The following is a 2,821-nucleotide window of genomic DNA, read 5'->3' as shown; positions in this document are numbered from 1 at the left end:
TCCGGTTTGTGAAACGGAATATACGGAAAATGAGGTCGAAACCTGTGCGGTGTGTGGCTATGACCTGACACCTCTGTATTTCTTAGATAAAGTACCCGAGGGGTTTTTGGAGAAAGAGAGAAAACGCATTGCCGCCGCCAAGCGGGTTTGGCAACAGTCCCAGTGTCAGCTACAGTCGGCACAGGCGATAGTTTCTCAGTTGCAGTCTCAGTTATATGAAATGATGCGGAAAATTGACGGTTTAACGGAGTCGCATAATCAACATCAGGCTGATTTTAAAACTCAGTTATATGGCATTGAGCAACAGAATCAACAGCAATTGATGAATTTACAATTACAGTTGGATGAAATGAATCGGCAAATTCGGAATTTAACCCAGTCGCCACCCCCAGAAGGAGATACAAAAAAAAGAGATACTTCTGATCGTGATTATACCCAACTTAAAAAATTTTTGAAATCAGGAAATTGGAAAGATGCTGACCAAGAAACAGCTCGGATTATGTGGGCGGTGGCGGGACAAACGAACCGGGAATATTTAGATACAAATGATATCAAAAAATTTCGCTGTGAGGATTTGCGAATTATCAATCATCTGTGGGTCAAATACAGTGACGGACGCTTTGGGTTTAGTGTCCAGAAGCAAATTTACATCAATTGTGGAGGAAAGCCGAATGGGAGGTATGATAGTGCAATATGGAATCGGTTCGGCGAAGAGGTAGGATGGCGAGTGAATGGAAAGTGGTTGTCATGGTCAGATTGCACATTTTCCCCGTCAGCATCTCGGGGCCATCTCCCGTGCGCGGGCGGGGTGGTTGGAGGTGGATGGGTAGGTCGTGGGTACTGGGTGGGGATTCTCTCTCGCGCACAAACTTGTAATCTGTAGCACTACAACCACTTCAGGCAGTTGTCAAGTTTTTGTTTTCGGCAACTTTTTCACGGAAAAATCTGCTTTTCCTCCATTCGATTGAGTGAAGAAACCGGGTTTCTCAGGAAGATTTTTTGATGGTTATGAGAGACTCGGTTAGAAACCCGGTTTCTCAGATCGGCCGAAACGATCCGATCGCACCTATAATATAAACAGCCCTGCACCGACAGTCAAACACCCGCGATGGCACAGTACAAAATCGGCCTCGACTTCGGCACCACCAACTCGATTATCTCCCACATAGAAGACGGCAAACCCGTTGCCTTTCAATATGGCGGAGAACAGGGATACAAATATATCCCCTCCTTCATCGCCTACGAAGACGACTTTATCGAAATCGGCCAAGCCGCCAGAACCACCGCCGCCAACCATCCCGAAAGCAAAAGTTACGGCAACTTCAAAATGGACTTGCCGCTGACGGAAAACTTCGCCAACACCTACCCGCTGCCGCACACCCCCACCAGCGTCACCGCCGACTATCTGCGGGAACTCCTTCTCTCCCCAGAAAATGAATACAGCTTCACCCGCCAACAGGGGGAAATCGCCGGTTTGGTGGTGTCCGTCCCGGAAATTTGGCAGCGGGATATCTGCAACACCGGACGGGAAAACCTGCAAACCCTAATTGCCGAAAATTTGGGACTGGAAAAACAACTGATTCAACTGGTGAGCGAACCCGTCGCGGCCGCCGCCTATTACGCCTGGGAAACCCAACGCCGCCACCGGGAGGAAAACCGGGAACCTTTCAACGGCAATCTCCTCGTTTGCGATATGGGTGGGGGAACGTTTGATGTCAGTTTGTGCCGTATTTACGGGGAGAATAAAGTCGAGGTTTTGTACTTCGACGGACAGGGCGATCGCGGTTTAGAATCGGCGGGGGTCGCCTTCGATCGCAGTTGTGTCATCCAAGCCTACACCCAAAAAAACGGCCTCCCACCCGACGCCGACAGCACCGAATTTATGAACCTGCTGCGGGAGTTTGAAAGCGTCAAAATCGCCGGACACAACAAATACACCAAAAAACTCAAAAACTACTTAAACAGCCCCTCAGAACTCGCAGACCAAACGCTCTACAGCTTTTCCAACGGCTACACCCTCACCAGCGGCGAAGTCGCCCGAGCCTTCGCCCCCATCGCCGCCGGAATTACCCGCGTCCTGGAACGGGTGACAACCTGGATGGACGCCAACGGTCAAAAGTGCGATCGCCTCTTTTTGGTGGGGGGATTCTGTCAGTTTCACCTGGTGCAGAAAACCATCCTGGATGCCCTCAACCTGGGCGAAAACGACCCCACCCTCGAAAGTCAATTCAACTTAATTAACAGTGCCTTCGCCATCTCCTACGGTGCCTGTTTGATCGCCAACGGCCTCGTCCAACCCAGCGAAATCTACATCCACACCATCGGACTGGTGGTACACACGATCAACGCCTCCACGAAATTGGAAGAAATATTTATTCCTATCATCAAAGGCGGCACAAATTTGGACGACCTCGCCTCCCTCCGCTTCGCCGACATCCCCCCTCTGGAAGCCTTCCACGACACCCCGACGGTGACATTGGGCGTCGATCCCCAATCCCGGGGGAAACTTTTCAAACAGGTTTTACCCGATATCGTCAAACTCCCCAAAACCGCCACCTCGGAAAAATGGCGGGTGGGAATGCGGGTGAACCGTTCCCAAGTAGCCTATTTGGCGATCGCATCTGAAGAGGGAAATAAAGCGATCGAATACGAACTGGGAAATATCATCGCCAAAATGTTCCCGGGTTTTGTGATGATTGAAGAAGACCTATACCAGACAAATGACAATCAAAAGTAACATCTTTTCCCCCCCTTCTCAAGGGGGGCTAGGGGGGATCGAATCTCAAACATAGGAGGAATAATACCCCCAATTCAATATCTT

Annotated in this window: 2 protein-coding genes; both read left to right on the top strand. The window is 50.0% G+C overall.

Translation table 11 applies throughout. The features are described from left to right. Positions 1–883 (top strand): GUN4 domain-containing protein (locus AC0QHF_RS10815; RefSeq protein ID WP_324704219.1); only part of this gene is annotated, 883 nt, incomplete at its 5' end. A gap of 225 nt (positions 884–1,108) precedes the next feature. Next, on the top strand, positions 1,109–2,737 hold the full coding sequence (locus AC0QHF_RS10810; protein ID WP_324704218.1) for an Hsp70 family protein: 1,629 nt from the start codon (positions 1,109–1,111) through the stop codon (positions 2,735–2,737). The last annotated feature ends 84 nt before the right edge of the window (positions 2,738–2,821 follow it).

This window comes from Lyngbya sp. CCY1209, from assembly GCF_055795065.1.
The sequence above is the reverse complement of the archived record's forward strand: the minus strand, read 5'-3'. Positions and strand labels throughout refer to the sequence as shown.

Bases quoted from the DNA above. Each gene is read 5' to 3' on its own strand.
- AC0QHF_RS10810 (WP_324704218.1), top strand. From the start codon at position 1,109: ATGGCACAGTACAAAATCGGCCTCGACTTCGGCACCACCAACTCGATT.